Source organism: Flavobacterium sp. NLM (assembly GCF_002210235.1).
Lineage (GTDB): Bacteria > Bacteroidota > Bacteroidia > Flavobacteriales > Flavobacteriaceae > Flavobacterium > Flavobacterium panici.
The window spans coordinates 492,003-508,018 of the sequence record NZ_LIAC01000002.1 but is presented as its reverse complement, the minus strand read 5'-3'; the positions used below and the strand labels follow the sequence as shown (position 1 = coordinate 508,018).

The following is a 16,016-nucleotide window of genomic DNA, read 5'->3' as shown; positions in this document are numbered from 1 at the left end:
TAAATAAATTGCGCCCAATTCTTGATTTCTAACTATTTACAATTAATTCATTGCTGTCTTTATTGCTCCATTTGGTTTTAAAAAGTGTTTTGATTCCATTATAAACCAACTGAATACTTATACTTGTGGCAATTACAACTGGGAATAAGCTTAAAACAAACCATTGATCGTGCTGCCAAAAACCTAAAACATACATGCCCCAATTGATCAAAACCCATTGAATTACGTATAAACTTGTTACGTGTTTACTGCAGAAAGCCAATAAATTAAATACTGGATTGTTTTCGTTAAACAGCTTTACAATGATGTTCACAAACCAATATAAAACAAGGTTTGTTCCAAGTAATAAAATACTTCCGCCCGGTCCTAAATGGTAATAATCTCCAAAATGATATTCGGAATTTGAAAAGTTTAAAATTCCTCCAACAGCAATAAAAGCCAAACCAACAAACAACATTTTCTTGAAAAATACTTCCTGATTTTCGTTGAGTTCTTTGTACCATCTTCCCAAAAACATGCCGATTAAAATGAAAGCGCTCCACGGGAAAACCGGGAAATAAACATTAAACTGATTGCTGAAAAGTAAATCGCAGATATAATCTAAGCCCGCAATTCCAACTCTGAAACCACTTAATTCTTTAGAAATTGAAATGATTACTAAAGCCACGATTAACGGAACATATTTGCTTTTGCTAAAATGATTAATAAGTCCCATAATAAATAAAGTGATTCCGGCCAATTGCAAAATATCGCCTAAAAGCAAAAAGAAAATTCCTGTTTGTAATGTCCCTGATTGTAAACCATAAGCCGAAATAAAAGCTTCGGGAAGTCCGCCAAAAATAAATTCAGGAACCAGAAATTTCAAAATATTCATTCCGTAACCAACAGCGAGAATGTATAAAGCTCTTTTGCAAACAGCCAGAAAACTTTGTCGTCTTGATAATACAAAAGAAATTCCCATACTGACCAAAAACATCGTTGTTCCGCGGCCTAACCATAAAATAATTTCTCCTAAAACAGTGTTGGTTTGTGTGGCGATTGTACCATAAATAAGCATAGTGTGCACCATCATCATTAAAATGACACTTGTTCCTCTGGCAAAATCTATTGCCAAAACTCTCTTTTTTTGTTGTACTGCTTCCATAATTATACAATAGTTTCAAATGCCGGAGATTCAATCACTTCTGCTGCGGGAACACCAAATTCCTGAAAAGCAATTTTGGTTTCTACAGCATAATGCTCCACTCCGGTAATTTCTTTAATAATGTATGAGTTTCGGTAGCATGCCATTCCTAAATCTGGCGTAACAAAACCGTGTGTGTGTAATTCAGCGTTTTGTACAAAAACTTCACTTCCGCTATTATCAATTGAGTAATTTCTGTTTGTGGCAAAACGACCTTTATCGTCCCATTGAATTCGGTTCGCAATTCCTTCTAAAAACTGAGGCAATTTGTAGCCGTAACCTGTTGCCAAAACCAATGCATCGGTTTTGTGACGATATCTTTTATCTTGCTCCACCTGATGTAATTCCAATTCAAAAGATTGATTCGTCTCATCGTAAGTTCCTTTGGTACAAGCCGCATTGGTTCTTAAATTCACATCAATCTCCATAATTACTTTTTTACTGTAAATCGTATCAAAAATTGTGGCGATCAAGTCTTTATTAATTCCTTTGTATAATAATTTCTGATTCTTCAACAAATGATCTCTTTTGTCTGATGGAAGATTGTAGAAATAATCTACGTATTCTGGAGAAGTCATTTCGAGGGTTAACTTGCTGTAATCCATTGGAAAAAAACGAGAAGATCTTGTAATCCAGTTCAATTGATATCCGTAAACATCAATTTCCTGCAATAAATCGTTGAAAACTTCGGCAGCACTTTGTCCGCTTCCTAAAACCGTGATTGATTTTTGTTTTTGAAGTGAAGCTTTATTTTGGATATAAGCTGAGGAATGAATTGCTTTTCCTTTTAAAGACTGACAAGATTTTGGAATATGCGGTGCTGTTCCGGTTCCTAAAACTATCTTTTTGGTTTTGTAAATTGTAGTCTCATTTGTTTTTGTTGAAAGCGTACTTACGATATAAAGCTGCTGATTTTCATCATATTCAATTCTTGTAACTTCAGTATTAAAATGAATATTGGGTAACTTTTTAATTGCCCATTGACAATATTGATTGTATTCATTTCTTAATAATAAAAAGTTTTCGCGAATGTAAAAGGAATACATTTTTCCTTGTTCTTTGATGTAATTCAAAAAACTAAACGGACTTGTTGGGTCTGCTAAAGTCACTAAATCTGCCAGAAACGGAATTTGTAAAGTGGTGTCTTGCAGCAACATTCCCGGATGCCAGTTGAAGGATTCATTTTTATCGAAAAATAATCCGTCCAAATTTTCAATTGGTGCTGTTAAACAAGCCAGACTTAAATTGAAAGGCCCTACTCCAACGGCTATGAAATCGTATATTTTGTTTTGCATTTTATTTTAATTTTTTAATGAATATTCATTTCCGTGATATACAATCAAATCGATGATTTCTTCAATATCTTTTGGGGTTGTTAACGGGTTTAATAAAGTGAATTTCAAGAACACTTCGTTGTAGACTTTTGTGCTGGTAATGATGGCTTTACCTTCGTTAAAAATAGCTTTACGAATGTAACTGTTGATGCCGCAATATGAATTTTCATTTCCAGTAAAAGGCGTATAACGAAATACAATGGCACTGATTTCAGGTTTATGGATGATTTCGAAATCGTCTCTGTTTCTCAGTAAATCTGCGGTAAATTGAGCGTTTGAGATTGCTTTTTCCATATAGGAACTTAAACCTTCCGTTCCGATCATTCTCAGCGTAAACCACAATTTTAAGGCATCAAAACGGCGTGTTGTCTGGATTGATTTTTTTACCATGTTTGGAATTCCTTCATCTTCCTGTTCTTTAGAGTTCAGATAATCAGCGTGGTATTTGATATACTCTACAAATGATTTATCTCTCATAAAAAAACCGCTTGAACTTACGGGCTGATAAAAAGTTTTGTGATAATCTATGGTAACAGAATCTGATAATTCGATTCCGCTTAATTTTTCTTTATGAAGATTGCTGATTAATAATCCGCCGCCATAAGCTGCATCTACGTGAAACCAAATATCGTTTTCATTGGCAACTGAAGCAATTTCTGCCAATGGATCTATAGAACCAAAATCTGTTGTTCCTGCAGTTCCCACAATCGCAATTGGAATATTTCCTAAATCTTTTTGCTGCTGAATTACCTTTTTCAAAGCGCTGACATTCATTTTAAAATCAGGATCTATAGCAACAGGAATTACGGCATTTTGTCCCAAACCTAAAAGACTTAAGTTTTTCTTTAAGCTAAAGTGGCTAACTTCTGAACATAAAACCCTGAATTTTGAAGCTTCAGGAGGAAGTCCGTCCATTTTTGGATCAATTCCGAAATGTTTTTTGATGTAATGATCTCTTGCCAAAAGCAATCCCATCATGTTCGATTGTGTTCCTCCGCTGGTGAAAATTCCATCTGCATTTTCAGGATAACCCAGTTTATCTAACGTCCATTCTACCAACTTTAATTCGATAAAAGTTGCTCCCGTACTTTGATCGTACGTATCCATCGAAGAATTTAACGATGATACAAAAGCTTCAGCCACAAGTGTTGGCGTTAAAATTGGGCAATTAAGATGCGCTATGTATTTGGGATTATGAAAATGAATACAATCATCTAAATAAATATCTTTTAATTCATCCAGAACATAATTCAGGCTTTTTCCTTTTTTATTTTCTTCGAGATAAATGTTGTCGATTCTTTGCTTAATTGTCGAAATACTGGTTCCGGTAAATGGTGTATCTCTTTCTTTTAAATGATTTCCAATTGTTTTAATGGCCTTTTTCATGCTTTTCTTATAAATCCCAATTGATTTATTGTTGTTAGAAAAAACATGTTTATCGTGCGCATTTTCAATTATGACTTCTTGCAGTATTGTTTCTAATTTTTCTTGTGCCTCCATTGTGGTATTTATTTAGATTGATTCTAAAGAATAATTTTCACAAATGTAGATTTGTACGAAAATTAAATCAATACCATAAAAAAGGGAAAATTATTTCTATAATTGAGGTAGTTAAAATACCTCAATTATAGTAGGAAATAAAGCATAAAATTTACTTAAATAGTGCGAAAATTACTTTATTTTTTTCTCTAATGCATAGAGAATCAGTTCAGAAGTGGTATGTCTGCCTGTTTTTTTCATGATATTTTTTCGATGCGTCCTGAAAGTATGAATACTGATAAAAAGCTGTGAGGCAATACTTTTTCCGTTGTTTCCCTGTGCTATTTGTTTTAGGATTTCGAACTCTCTTAAAGTCAGTTTTTCATCACTTTGGGAAGTTGGCAGAGCAAAAACATCAATAAATGTATTTAAGGTTTTAGGACATATATAACGTTCCCCGTGCTGGATTTTATATAAGGCATCAAAAATGGTTTGCTCTTCGCAATCTTTTGATATAAAACCGTTTATATTATCTTTTAAGAAGCTGTCAATGGTTTGTTTATTCTTAAAATACGAAAGGATTATTATTTTGCATTTGGGATAATTTGTTTTAATAATCCTGAGATCATCATCATAAAACAAAAAGATATTATTAGGATCAATAATCAAACATTCTATATTATTTTTATCCAAACACTTAAACAATTCTTCTCTTGAATTTGCCACTTTTAAACTGGGTGTTTTTACCAGCTTTTTAAGTGTGTGCCTCAGTCCAATTATGTGTAGGTTTTCGGAATCGGCCAAAAGGAAATTTTTCATTTTTACTATTTAGATTTAGTCTAAACAAAAGTAATATAAAAATGAATATTATGCATCTATTAAATGTAAAAAAATAGTTTTTTTCTTATAATCATAATAGTTTTTTGTGATAAGCTGAATGTAGTAAAACAAAAAAAGCCCGGACATTGTCCGGGCTTCTTACTATTATTTTGCTTCTAAAATTCGCTTAGAATTTATACGCTACGCTTCCCATCAATGTACGTGGAGCCTGAACGTTGATTGTTGTATAACCGTTGAAGTATAATTCGTCTGTAAGGTTATTTACTTTTAATGATACTCTGTATTTAGGCTGATCGTAATACAATGCAGCATTTACTACAGAATATGAAGGAAGTTCAAAAGTCTCTCCTGCTCCATTATTGTAGATGTATGTAGCATCTCCATAGTTACCACCAAATCCTAAACCTAATCCTTTTAGTTTTGTTGTTTGAAGGTTGTAGCTGAACCAGTAGTTGATTAAATTTTCTGGCCCTGCAGTTACAGGTCTTATATCATTTAACTCAGAATCATTTTTTGCATACCCTACAAGTAAATTTAATCCCGGGATTGGGTTTGCTGTAACTTCTAATTCAAAACCTTTACTGAATTGTGTTCCGTTTTGTACGTTTGCATTTGGGAAATTTGGATCAGCAGTTACAATATCTTTTACTTTGATGTTGTAATAACTAATTGTAGCACTTAGTTTATTTTGGAAAGCATTTGCTTTAACACCAAATTCAAACTGGTTTGCTCTTTCAGGATCAAATTGTTTCAATTCAAGATTTCCTCCAACATTTGCACTTGCATATCCTACATTTTTAAAACTATTTTGGTAGTTACCAAATACAGATAACTGGTCTTTTAAGATTTGAAAAACAGCTCCAAATTTTGGAGAGAATGCATTTTGAGAAAATTTGCCAGCCTCAGTATTTGAAAGTGGATCAAATGATCCTTGATTTTCAAAATGATCAAAACGTACCGCTGCCGAAAGAATTAATCTTTCTGTAATGTTAATGGCATCTGCAACATAAGCACTATAAGTTGAGATAGAACTATTACTAGTGTAAGGAATATAATTAGCACCATCTCCAACAAGTCTGTTCTTTACGTTGGTTGGGTTAAAATCATAATAATTTGCTGCTGTCCCGGTGTAATTGATTACATCATAAGCGGCATAACCTGGAAGATTTTTGAACACCAAATTATTTGAACCATAATAGATATCACCACCTACTAAAAAGCGGTTTCTCATGGATCCAATGTTGAAATCACCATTAAAGTTTTGTTGGAATTCGATAGCATTGTCTCTACCATTTGCATCCCATGCATTTCTTGATATTTGTTGATTTGGTAATAGGTAAAACCATGTCTGTAAACCAGTTGCTTTATTAGAACTACTGCTAAATACAGTTTGTGAAGTCCATTGTTCAGACATTTGATAATTAGCCTGTGCAAAAACATTCAATGTTTTAGTATTCATTATGAATTCATCTCCTAAAAATGATCTTTTGAAATTCATATCAAGATCTTTAGCACTGCTAACTCCTAAATCAGCTATTGAAACTCCGAAAGGAAGATAAATTAATGGCATACCAGAGTTGTCCTGATTTCCAATTTCTGCATCAATAGAAATAGTAAGTTTATCATTTACTTTATAAGAGAAAGATGGCGCTACGAAAAAGCTTTTTGAAGAACCGAAATCCTGAAAAGTATTGGCACTTCCAAAAGCAGCATTTAATCTGAATAATGCTGTATTGTCATCGTTGATTGGAGTATTAACATCGGCAGTTAAACGGTTGAAACCGTAACTTCCGTTTTGGTATGAAACCTCACCTGCAAAAGTTTCAAAAGGTTTTTTAGTTACACGGTTGATTAATCCTCCGTATGAAGAAACTACGTTTCCAAAAAGTGTAGCCGATGGCCCTTTAATAACTTCAATTCTTTCAAGGTTTACAGCATCTGTATTACTGTTTACTTTTCCCGCAAGACCGTTTCTTACTAAACTCTGTGTAGTGAATCCACGTAGTGAATACCAAGAAGCTCCGTCACCTGCACGGTTAGTAGCTGCCCATAATTGGTATAAACCCGGAACGTTTTTTAAAGCCTCGTCCTGGTTTGTTACTAACTGGTCTTTAATTAATTCTTTAGTTACAACATTGTAAACTTGTGCGTTTTCAAGGTTTTTAACAGACATTCTAGATACATACTGACTTTCTGCTTTAGTATACTTGTTTGCATTTCCTTTAACAAATACTTCTGTCAAGGCTTCAGATGTAGTTATCAATGTAAAGTTTACCAAAAGTTCTTTTCCTGCTGTAACAGTAATGATTTCTTCTTTAGGTGAAAACCCTACTACAGAAGCCTTTAGTGTATAATTACCCGGTCTAATGTTTTTGATTTCGTAGTTTCCCTGAGCATCAGTAACGGTTCCAATCTTTGTTCCTTTTAAAGTTACAGAGATATTATCGGCAATTTCATCATTCGATAATGAAACCGTACCTCTAATTGTACCTGTCTGTGCAAATGAAGCAGCGCCCATAAGCAGCATAAAACAGCTCAATAGCGGAAGTAGTATTTTTACTTTCATGTTATTTAGAATTATTTTTAATAGCGCAAATTTATGTGTTGTGTTAAAACAAACCAAATTATTTGTATTTATTCCAAATAATAATAACATAAATAGATTTTACTGTTTATTTATCAATTTTTTAAACATAAAAAAGAAGAATCTCTTTTTTTTAACGAAAATCGGCCAATTAATTAATATATAAAAAACACGTTTGCGAAGATTATGCGACTATTTTGAAGTATTTAAGTCCTTATTTTATCCTGAATCATGTGCAATAATCTGTGGGATTTTTGGTTAAAAAAAAGGGTGTTTATACCCTTTTTTCATTTCTTATATTGTGATAAATTTGATCCGTATTTACATAATACACTTACAATCAGTAAATTATTTATTCTCATACGCACCTACAAAGAGAATATTCTACATGCCTTCTTTTTACTATCTGCTTAATTATTTCGTATGCCTTTGCATGAATCAGGCAGCATAACGTATTCTTTGCCCTGCCTTTTATTTATAAAACTTTTGAAATTAAAATAACGATATCAAATGAATTAATAAATTAAAAACCAACGATTATGAGTTCAATAGTACCACCAGACAAGAAAGCTAATTATGAAAAATTATTTGCTTCCTGCATTATCAGAGAGGCTAAATATCCTGAAATTGATAAACTAGTTGAGAAAATGGCTTCGAATAAAGCGAGATATCAAGCTGTGGGAGATCCGTTAAACATTCCCTGGTATGTCATTGCAATAATACATTGCATGGAAGCTAGTTTAAGGTTTGATACTCATTTACATAATGGCGATCCGCTTACCAAACGTACCGTTCAGGTTCCTGCTGGACGTCCAAAAACGGGAAATCCTCCCTTTACATGGGAATTTAGTGCTAATGATGCTTTAGTTTTTGACAAATTAAACTTATGGACGAATTGGGAAATTGCCGGAATCCTCTATAAACTGGAATTATTTAATGGCTTAGGTTATTATAGACAAGGTATTAATTCGCCTTATTTATGGAGTTATTCGAATCATTATACAAAAGGAAAATATGTTAAAGACGGAAAATATGATCCGAATGCAGTTTCTAAACAATGCGGTGCTGCGGTATTGCTGCGACGTTTGAGTGAGCAAAAACTCATAACACTTCCTAATGGTCATATTGTAGAACAAATATTAGCTCAGGGCAATAAAACTGCCTACTATACTGGAACTGTAACCAATGAAGCCAAAGAATTACAGACGCTGCTTAATAAAGCCGGAAGTATATTAAGAGTTGACGGAAAAGCAGGCGAAAGAACCTCATCTGAGTATTTTAAATTCAGTAAAACGTATTTAAAAGGAGATCCTAGAAGAGCGTGATATTTTAATTAATTGAAATAAATACAATGGGACTGACTTCTAACGTAAACGAATCATTTAAGAAACATATTTATTCCATCGTAACAGCTGCGGTTATTGCGCTGCTAACGTTTGGTTACCTCTCTTATGTGCTTCCTAATAATGAACGTAAAGAAGACGCAAAAAATATATCTATTCTGGAAGGTATCGAAAAACATTTAGTTGGATACATTGATGATCAGGTAAAATATATTAGTGAAGAAAAAATGAAGAGTCTTAAGCTTTTACAATATAAAGGCTCTGCTGATGTCTATATTGATACTATTTTAATTGATAAAAAAGGGTTTAAGCAATTACAAGACGGAACTATCAAGCTCTCAAGAACAATTAAGTTATCAGGAAAAAATATTTTTTTTAAAAACCGCAAGTTAGAGGATAGTATCATTAAAGACAATATTAGTATTGATTTGGCTAAATTTCTCAATAAAATTAATTCTACCACGCATTTTACTTCCTTTTATATTTGTCCTATTGAGAAAGGAAAATGTCGGGTTGAGAAATCATTTCTTTCCCAAAATGTCAGTCTTATTGATCAGGATAGTTTAATTAAATACAATAGAAAAAATGGTCCTTTTAGTTTCAAAAAATCTTCAAAACATTATTATACGGATCAAATCAACATTCCTCATACCAATCACACTTTATTTTTAGCCGCAGGAATTGATAAATCTGCTTTTGACCTCAACGTTCGGCAGATAAACTCTAACCTTTTGATTTTTAGTCTTATTTCAATTATTGTTCTAATATTAGGCATTAATTTCATAAAACCCATTATAAGCAGTTACAAAGAAAGACTCAGTCAAATTGACCTGGTTGGTGTTGTGTTTTCTATAGGATTACTGGTCGCTGTTATTGTGGTTTTTGCAGCATTATCGTATTGGAACAATACCATAAAAACCAGAAATATAAATGACTTAGAACTATTGGTAAATAAAATCGATACTTCATTCAAAGAACAAATTACGGCTTATCAAAGCTGGAAAAAAAGGGATTTATTATTTGGGAAAGAATGGAAAAACCAAAAAAATTCATTTGCAAAAATATTTCTGGTAACCGGTTCAAAAAAAACGGCTTTAAATGGAGAGCTTCTTACTAAAAAAGATTCTTTGCCTGATGATCAAAAATGTTTTATAAATGGAAATACTGATTTTAAAAAGGGTACAAAAAACTCAAAGCTGATTAAGTATTTAGATGGTTATTTCCGAATGGATAATAAAGCATTAATTACAAAAAACCTGAGTAATAATGCTCCCGATATATCGAGAAAATATGCGGATAGAATGTATTTTAAAGCGCTTCAGCAAAAAAATATAGAAAATAAAAAAACAGATCCTGTACTTACTGCTGTTTTTTCAAGAGAAAATAATCGATATCAATTAATATATGCTGAAAAAGATACTCTTAAAGAGATCAATCAGGAATCTGAAAGTAATGGCATTAAAGGAATTGCGTTTAGGGAATATTTTTCTAATGAATTAGAATTACCGCCCGGAACCGGTTATATGCTTGTCGATAAAGATGGAGATGTATTAATGCAGAACGATCCCAAAAAAAACATCTATCAAAACCTGCTTTATGTATCTCAAAACAATCCTGTATTTATAAGTCTGTTAGCTGGCGTAGATATACCGTCATTTGAGATGGAATATATGGGAATACCTTATCAGATCTGTGCAAAAAAATTAAATATTAAAACTGAATCACCAGTTTATATTCTGGCAATCCGTGACTTGTCACACACCAATCGTTTATCCATATTCACTTTTACAAACGGATTCCTGATTTCATTTTTATATGGCTTTTTCATATTATTAATTAATTATATCTATTCAACAATCTTTTACAATGGCCGAATAGGTACATTATCAAAACATCATTTCTATTATCTTTTCCCGGACAGCAGCCGAACTACTGAATATAAAAAGTTATTAATTGTAAATTGTGTTTCTATTGTATTGGCCCTAATAGTCGCTTTTAAGTCTTCTCCTTCATTGGCATTTATCTTTTGTATCGTACTGGGTGTTAATGTTGCATTTATTAATTTAATTACTTTAAATATCCGCACATTAAATCCTAAAAAAGAACTTATTAAACTAGTATTGATTTTGTTTCTTCCGGCAATTTGCCTGCCTATGGTTTTGTTCTTTTATTATAATGTTTTTATTGCTGCTCTTGCGCTTTTAGGCACACATATTCTTTTAATAATCTTGTATTATAAAAACTGGCGAAAAAGAGAAAAAGCAGAACTTAGTGTATTTGCAAAGAAAAACAAAGGAGTAAACAGAAAAGCTTATACCAGATTCCTGACAGCAAGATTATTATATCAATTTGTTGTATTTCCGTTTGTTCTTGTTAGTGCTTTTTATGTAAATGAATTGAATGATTTTGCGCGCTATTACTGCTCGTCACTTGACGCGAAAGAACAAAAAATAAAAGATAAAAATGATTTTATTATAAAAGACAGAATAACCAATGCTTACAACTGTAATTGTAAGGAGCAAACTAGAGACCAAACGAATGATCAAATTATGCAAAAGGCTAATCTTGGCTTTTTTGATCGTCCTTCGAGTTACGAAATTAAAAATTTCACATTTAACGAACTTAGCCGCAAATATTATTTAAACCTGCTTGCAATTCTACATAACGAAAACAATAATTTTTCGTTCCTAACACTTTTTTTCTTGTTGGTTACTTTCTTCTTTCTAGCCAGTTTAGCCTATAAATTATTAAACTATTATAGTAATCGTTTCTTCTTTTATGATTTAATGCAGGCATATTATGAAAAGTATTATCCCTGTACAAAAAATGAATTAGCAAACGATCATATTTTTATACCTATGGTAAATAATTATGATATTAAAAAACTAATTCAAATTGATCATAATAGCTGCGAAATACAACCCGACAAAAGATATACCGGTAATGAAGACTGCCCTGAACGTGAAATTAGTATCGATCAGGTTTTTTATAAAGATAAAAAAAATGAAATAAGCCCTTATTTAAGAATGGATTTTATACTGAATATCAATCACAAGCAATTTTGTGAGCAGTATGAAGATATCTGGGAATCCCTGCCTGAAGAAACGCAGTATGTGCTTTTTGATTTTGCCCAGGATCACTTTGTAAATTACAAAAATAAAGATACTCTTATAAACCTTATGGAAAGAGGAATTATTGACTGCCATCAATTAACGGGAAGACTAAAAATGATGAGCCTGAGTTTTAGGATTTTTATTTTATCTAAGAGTAAACGTGATGAATTATTTGTACAGAAATTTAAAGATGAAAGCAAAAATGGAACTTACAGTAAATTGAAATTTCCAATAATAATTATTGCAGTCAGCGCCTTAGTTTTATTAATGTATCTTAACAAAGACAGTTATGACCAGGTAACTTTAATGGGAGGCAGCGTTGTAACGCTACTGGCTTTGATTAATAAAATTCTTGATGCAAACAAAAGTCTGTAAATTAAAAAAACTAAATTTTGAAATGAAATCAAAAAAAGCGGAAAATCTATTTTCCGCTTTTTATTAATTACTTCCGCTATTGGTCGATTCGCTTCCGGTGCTTCCAGCCCCGCCGCTGTTATCGTTTCCAAGGTTTTCATCGGTTTCTTCGTTTTCCTCAAAATCACTTTCGTCTCCCCAATCGCCTGTATTCGGTTTTTGAGCAGGATCGTTGGCGTGTGTGTTTCCGTACTCTTTATCTTCATCCGGATTTCTGTCCTGAGAATGTAAACGTGAATCTACAGTCGGGCTCCAAATTTTATTTTCGTGGCGATCATTTTCATCATGAAAAAAATCGCTATTGCTGTTTCTCGTTTCCATATTTACTTTTTTAAAATTGAACTAAAGAACTCTTTTTTATCAATTCTTAAAATTCAGCAAAAAACAATGATTCTTATTATACTTTTTTAGGAGAATATTACAGCTTTTCTATAATTGATTTTAGATAACATATTGTGTTTAGGGTTTGTAACCGTAAATTATATAATTGACAAGCCTCTTAATTGTAAGATTCTGATTTTCAGACGTCGTACATTTGACTTATAACAATTTAAAAAATTAGAAACCATGAATACTTCAAAAAGCAAAGCAAGCACAGCGAGTGCTAAAGCATCAGATAAAAAAACTGATAAAAAAGAGGAAACATCAAAAAGCGGTTCTAAAACTGCTGCGGATAAAAAAACTACTAAAAAATAACTTTTAAAAAATATAGTATGAGCTTAGATGAAAGAGAAAATTACCGTCAGGACGACCAGAATTTTCAAGAAAATGAAAAAGGATATCAAGATAATGCAATCGATGCGCCGCCAGTAGATCATTCTATCAGCAATTCGGCAGAACCGGATTATGGAAATGATTTGGTAACCGAAGAAGTTGACAATCAGGAATTATCAGGAGAAAATCTTGGTAATGAATCTTTCGATAATGAAAGACTTGGGAATAATGAGTTTGAACAAAACGAATTCGCAAGCGACAACGATACTGATAAAGAATTCGAAGAAGACGATGATTACGGAGATGAAGGTCTTGGTGATATAGATGATGACGATGAAGAAGAAGTTGACGATGACGATGAAGAAGGTACAAATCCTGATCGAAATTTATAATACTAAAATAAACCGCCTGTACTGCAGGCGGTTTTTTTAGTTATAATCACAAATAATAATTATTCAATAAATTTAGAATTATAAATTGCTTCGAAATTTCGACCTTCGTATCAAAATTATAATTGAACAGCAATGGCCGAATCTCCTAATAAAATTCCGTTTTCTTATTATCTTAATTCAGATGTTATTTTCCTTGCCAAAGATCTTTTGGGAAAAGTACTTTGTACACAAATTGACGGCGAAATTACTTCTGGTATAATTGTAGAAACAGAAGCTTATTTCGGGATACAAGATAAGGCTTCTCACGCTTACGGCGGACGAAAAACGGATCGAACGGAGACTTTGTACAGTCAGGGCGGCGTTTCGTATGTTTATTTATGCTACGGAATTCATCATCTTTTTAATATTGTAAGTTCTGTTGAAGGTGAACCTCATGCAGTTTTGATTCGGGGGATTGAACCTTTGACCGGAAAAGATATTATGGAAACCAGACGAAATATGTCGGCATCAAAAGGGGCTATTTCTGCTGGTCCGGGTTCTGCGGCAAAGGCTTTGGGTATTGACCGTTCTTTTAATAAAAAGGATTTAGGCGGAGAAGAAATCTGGCTGGAAGATCACGGCATTCGATATACTGAAGATCAAATTGCAGCATCGCCTCGTGTGGGCGTTGCTTATGCACAGGAAGATGCACTTTTACCGTGGCGATTTTTTATTAAAGGAAATAAATATGTCAGCAAACCCAATAAGGTATAAAAACGGTAAATTTTCGAAACTTTAAAATTTTATAAATTTGCAGTAATTATTGAGGTTAATATATACCTCAACATCTATTCAATTTCTCCATCAAAAAATAAATGACAATACAAGATTTAGTTGGTGATTTTTCCATTTCCGGAAGTAATCAGGAAGAGAGTAATCAGGTTACTTACAAAGGAACTTTGAGTTTGTCTTTAGATGATAACAATAGAATTATTGCAAAATGGTTCATCAATAATGCACAGGTTCAAAAAGGTCATGGTTTCTTTAAAGATAATATCCTGGTTATTAATTTTAGTTATAAAGGCGACGACAATAAAACGTATAAAGGCGTTGTGGTTTACAGATGCATTACTAAAGATGTACTGGATGGTTTTTGGTCAGAAAAACATGGAAATCCGCTGTTTTTAGGTACAGAACATTGTTTGAGACTGGAAACTACAGAACGACTGAACTAAAATCAACAGTATATAATTTCATTGGTTTTGCTTTTCCTCTTAATAGTATTTCTCCCCTTTGAATATAGGTTATTGAATGATCTTCGGGAAGTGCGTTTTTCATAGTTTCAGAAATAACAAAATCATGGCTGAAATTATTGCATTCGCACTGAATTCTTGAAGTTGTATTTAAGAGATCTCCGTGATAAACAATTTCTTTTTTTACTTTTCCTACCCATGTTGTTACGGCGGTTCCTATATGCATTCCGGCTTTAAACTTTGGAACGAGATTATATTTTCCTAAATAATATTCGCGTTTATTCTCTATAGATTGTTTTAGAAGATAGAAACAATAAAGACATCGTTTCTCTTTTAATCCAATCGAAGATTTCCAAGTAAGAATAATTTCATCTCCCACGTATTGGTAAACTTCTGCACGCGAAGCCTGAATTGCTTCTGTAAAATCATTGAATAAATCCTGCAGTAAATTGCTGTATAGAATATCCCCTAATTGTTCGGCAAGTGTGGTAGATGATTTTACATCGACAAACATAAAAATTCGCTCTTCCTGAATTGGTCTGTGGTATTGTCCTGTAAAATAATTATAGAAAAAACGAGAACTTAATAAACTGCTGATTTCTAAAAACAGAATCAAAAATATAGATGCTCCAAGAGAAAACATATAATCTTCAAACAGACGTTCTTTAGCATATTTAATAAAAACTTCCTGATAAGAAAGATGCCCTAACATTTCTGTAAAGATCAAAACAAAGAATAGTAAAAACAACAATATGCTTACGCTGTAAATAAGGGCTTTTAAAAGCATCGCTCCTAAAAAGGAATATCGGTTTAAATTGATAAGCCGTTTCTCAAACATTATAATAATAAAACCAATAAAGACGCCTATAACTATGCCGGGCAAAAGCTTTAAATAATCAAAGTTGGATTCTGCATCTGTAATTGAGGCATATAGCAAACCTAAGATTCCGCCAACAATAGCGGCTTTTATAACAAGACCGTATTTTTTATAAAAAGGTAACTTAGGCAATTCCATATTTAAGATGCTTTCGTTCCTTATAAAAATAGATAAAATCTTAATATAAACTACCACAGAAGTTTTGCTGATTAAAAACAAAGAGGCAGTCTCTACTTTTGAAACTGCCTCTTTGTTTTACATGTATCCTTGTTCTGTAGGAACATTTCATTGGTAGAAAATTATATTGTTATAATGGATTACGTTCCGTAGGAACGTTTGATTTTGACCTTATTTTTTAAAAAATCTGACCTATCAAACGTTCCTACGGAACGCAAATCTGGCTGATCTTTATTTTTTTCTACCTACCAAACATTCCTATGGAATGGATAAATTAGGATATCAAAAAGTCACCTATAGTACTAAAAACAACAAAATAATTATAATAAAAGAG

The 16,016-nt window shown here is 32.6% G+C and carries 13 protein-coding genes; 6 read left to right on the top strand and 7 right to left on the bottom strand.

Annotated features, from left to right (window positions below):
• Positions 1-28: 28 nt before the first annotated feature.
• The 5 genes from APR43_RS04105 to APR43_RS04085 form a co-directional block, all read right to left on the bottom strand.
• A complete protein-coding gene (locus APR43_RS04105; protein WP_053472678.1) occupies positions 29-1,144 on the bottom strand; it encodes a heparan-alpha-glucosaminide N-acetyltransferase domain-containing protein in 1,116 nt (371 codons plus the stop codon).
• Between the two features lie 2 nt (positions 1,145-1,146).
• The gene (locus tag APR43_RS04100; RefSeq protein WP_053472679.1) at positions 1,147-2,478 is read right to left on the bottom strand and encodes a lysine N(6)-hydroxylase/L-ornithine N(5)-oxygenase family protein; all 1,332 of its coding nucleotides are present in this window, start codon (positions 2,476-2,478) and stop codon (positions 1,147-1,149) included.
• Between the two features lie 6 nt (positions 2,479-2,484).
• A complete protein-coding gene (locus tag APR43_RS04095) occupies positions 2,485-4,017 on the bottom strand; it encodes a pyridoxal phosphate-dependent decarboxylase family protein (protein WP_053472680.1) in 1,533 nt (510 codons plus the stop codon).
• A gap of 171 nt (positions 4,018-4,188) precedes the next feature.
• A complete protein-coding gene (locus tag APR43_RS04090) occupies positions 4,189-4,722 on the bottom strand; it encodes a LuxR C-terminal-related transcriptional regulator (RefSeq protein WP_165767681.1) in 534 nt (177 codons plus the stop codon).
• Between the two features lie 280 nt (positions 4,723-5,002).
• Positions 5,003-7,402 (bottom strand): TonB-dependent receptor, encoded by a 2,400-nt coding sequence (locus APR43_RS04085; RefSeq protein ID WP_053472682.1) that lies wholly within the window; start codon positions 7,400-7,402, stop codon positions 5,003-5,005.
• 557 nt (positions 7,403-7,959) lie between these two features.
• Between APR43_RS04085 and APR43_RS04080 the strand changes: the two genes are divergently transcribed.
• On the top strand, positions 7,960-8,745 hold the full coding sequence (locus tag APR43_RS04080; RefSeq protein ID WP_053472683.1) for a hypothetical protein: 786 nt from the start codon (positions 7,960-7,962) through the stop codon (positions 8,743-8,745).
• Between the two features lie 26 nt (positions 8,746-8,771).
• Complete coding sequence (locus APR43_RS04075; RefSeq protein ID WP_053472684.1) at positions 8,772-12,251, top strand: UbiA prenyltransferase family protein; 3,480 nt, start codon at positions 8,772-8,774, stop codon at positions 12,249-12,251.
• 63 nt (positions 12,252-12,314) lie between these two features.
• Here the strand turns inward: APR43_RS04075 and APR43_RS04070 are convergent, their stop codons facing one another.
• A complete protein-coding gene (locus APR43_RS04070; protein WP_053472685.1) occupies positions 12,315-12,611 on the bottom strand; it encodes a hypothetical protein in 297 nt (98 codons plus the stop codon).
• Between the two features lie 246 nt (positions 12,612-12,857).
• On the opposite strand from APR43_RS04070, the gene APR43_RS24730 reads away from it, so the two are divergent.
• From APR43_RS24730 to APR43_RS04055, 4 genes are all read left to right on the top strand, one after another.
• Complete coding sequence (locus APR43_RS24730; protein ID WP_256379806.1) at positions 12,858-12,986, top strand: hypothetical protein; 129 nt, start codon at positions 12,858-12,860, stop codon at positions 12,984-12,986.
• A 17-nt stretch (positions 12,987-13,003) separates the two neighbouring features.
• Positions 13,004-13,396, top strand: coding sequence for a hypothetical protein (locus tag APR43_RS04065; protein ID WP_053472686.1), 393 nt, complete (start codon positions 13,004-13,006; stop codon positions 13,394-13,396).
• Positions 13,397-13,528: 132 nt separating this feature from the next.
• Positions 13,529-14,149 carry a DNA-3-methyladenine glycosylase gene (locus tag APR43_RS04060; RefSeq protein ID WP_053472687.1) on the top strand — a complete coding sequence of 207 codons (621 nt, stop codon included), beginning with the start codon at positions 13,529-13,531 and terminating at the stop codon, positions 14,147-14,149.
• Between the two features lie 101 nt (positions 14,150-14,250).
• Positions 14,251-14,610, top strand: coding sequence for a hypothetical protein (locus tag APR43_RS04055; protein ID WP_053472688.1), 360 nt, complete (start codon positions 14,251-14,253; stop codon positions 14,608-14,610).
• Here the strand turns inward: APR43_RS04055 and APR43_RS04050 are convergent.
• Positions 14,591-15,643: an adenylate/guanylate cyclase domain-containing protein gene (locus tag APR43_RS04050; protein WP_053472689.1), complete on the bottom strand. Its 1,053-nt coding sequence runs from the start codon at positions 15,641-15,643 to the stop codon at positions 14,591-14,593. The two genes, APR43_RS04055 and APR43_RS04050, sit on opposite strands and share 20 nt — an antisense overlap.
• Positions 15,644-16,016 lie beyond the last annotated feature (373 nt).

What these genes read in the sequence shown, in the direction of transcription:
- APR43_RS04105 (WP_053472678.1), bottom strand. Translation starts at nt 1,144, where the DNA reads ATGGAAGCAGTACAACAAAAAAAGAGAGTTTTGGCAATAGATTTTGCC.
- APR43_RS04100 (WP_053472679.1), bottom strand. Translation starts at nt 2,478, where the DNA reads ATGCAAAACAAAATATACGATTTCATAGCCGTTGGAGTAGGGCCTTTC.
- APR43_RS04095 (WP_053472680.1), bottom strand. Translation starts at nt 4,017, where the DNA reads ATGGAGGCACAAGAAAAATTAGAAACAATACTGCAAGAAGTCATAATT.
- APR43_RS04085 (WP_053472682.1), bottom strand. Translation starts at nt 7,402, where the DNA reads ATGAAAGTAAAAATACTACTTCCGCTATTGAGCTGTTTTATGCTGCTT.
- APR43_RS04080 (WP_053472683.1), top strand. Translation starts at nt 7,960, where the DNA reads ATGAGTTCAATAGTACCACCAGACAAGAAAGCTAATTATGAAAAATTA.
- APR43_RS04075 (WP_053472684.1), top strand. Translation starts at nt 8,772, where the DNA reads ATGGGACTGACTTCTAACGTAAACGAATCATTTAAGAAACATATTTAT.
- APR43_RS04070 (WP_053472685.1), bottom strand. Translation starts at nt 12,611, where the DNA reads ATGGAAACGAGAAACAGCAATAGCGATTTTTTTCATGATGAAAATGAT.
- APR43_RS24730 (WP_256379806.1), top strand. Translation starts at nt 12,858, where the DNA reads ATGAATACTTCAAAAAGCAAAGCAAGCACAGCGAGTGCTAAAGCATCA.
- APR43_RS04065 (WP_053472686.1), top strand. Translation starts at nt 13,004, where the DNA reads ATGAGCTTAGATGAAAGAGAAAATTACCGTCAGGACGACCAGAATTTT.
- APR43_RS04060 (WP_053472687.1), top strand. Translation starts at nt 13,529, where the DNA reads ATGGCCGAATCTCCTAATAAAATTCCGTTTTCTTATTATCTTAATTCA.
- APR43_RS04055 (WP_053472688.1), top strand. Translation starts at nt 14,251, where the DNA reads ATGACAATACAAGATTTAGTTGGTGATTTTTCCATTTCCGGAAGTAAT.
- APR43_RS04050 (WP_053472689.1), bottom strand. Translation starts at nt 15,643, where the DNA reads ATGGAATTGCCTAAGTTACCTTTTTATAAAAAATACGGTCTTGTTATA.